Source organism: Panacagrimonas perspica, from assembly GCF_004364935.1.
GTDB classification, from domain to species: Bacteria; Pseudomonadota; Gammaproteobacteria; order Nevskiales; family Nevskiaceae; genus Panacagrimonas; species Panacagrimonas perspica.
In genome coordinates, this window is sequence record NZ_SOBT01000005.1 from 1 (window position 1) to 1,202 (window position 1,202).

Genomic DNA, 1,202 nt, shown 5'->3' on the forward strand with positions numbered 1-1,202 from the left:
TGCATCCAGTACACCGAGCGCTACTACGAGATCTACTCGCACCTGCGCGACCGCGTGAAGGCGTCGGAAGCCACGCTCGCGGTGATGATGGCGCCGTCGGTGCTGGGCATCATGACCGACATCATCGCGATCTTCGTGATCGGCGTGGCGCCGATTCCAGCGATGCAGCGCTTCGCGCTGTTCTGCGGCATGTGGGCGGTGTGGCTGATCCCCACCGGCGTGATGCTGATCGCGATCCTGCAGTGTTATCTGCCGGCGCCGAAGAACATCGACGCGATCGTCGGCGGCGATCACGAGAAGGGCATCCACAAGTTTCAGAAGGACCTGCTGCGCCGCATGGCTGCCCTGGTGACGGGAACGCGGGCGCGGTACACCGCGATCGTGCTGGGCGCTCTTTCTGCGGCTGCGATCGGGGTTTCGAGCCTGATTGCGATCGGCAACCCGGTGGAAGGCAGCAACCTGCTGTGGCCGGATTCCGAGTTCAATGTCGGCGTCAAGGACATCAACGACCACTTCGCCGGCGTCAACTCGCTCGAGATCATTCTCGAAGCCAAGGATCCGGAGAACGTCGCGCTGCGTGCCGCGCGCAGCGCCGAGGTCTACAAGCTGTCGAAGGCGATCCAGCGCGAGGCGGAGAGCGCCGAGATGCCGGCGCAGGCGACGCGCGCGTTCCCCGACATGATGGAAGAAGGCAGCCGCCTGTACTCCGGCGGTCATCCGGCGTGGCTTCCGATCGATCCCACCGATCGCGCCGTCAACGCGGCGGGAACGGCGGTCGCCTTCGGCCAGAACGCGCTGAACTTCGCGGACATGACCGACTTCCAGTTCCAGCATTCGTCGGTGTCGCTGTTCTATCGCGACAACAAGCAGGAGACGGTCGACAACGCGCTGGCGACGGCACGCAAGGCCGTGGCGGACCTGGGCGAAGATCACGAAGTCGTCCGCATCCGCCTGGCGTCGGGAACCATCGCGTTGCAGGAGGCGATGAACCGCGTCGTCGAGCGCTATCACTGGGTGCTGATCGGCCTGTGCTGCGGCGCGATCTTCATCATCTCGACGTATGCGTATCGCCACTGGATGGCCGCGGTGATCCTGCTGATCCCGACGTTGCTGTCGAACTTCTACCTGCTGGCGACGATGCACCTGATGGGCATCGGTCTGGACATCAACTCGGTGATGGTGACCGTGCTCGGTGTGGGTGT

Annotated in this window: 1 pseudogene; it reads left to right on the forward strand. The window is 64.1% G+C overall.

From position 1 onward, the window contains the following. Positions 1–1,202: pseudogene (locus DFR24_RS00045) on the forward strand (efflux RND transporter permease subunit); the annotation flags it as partial.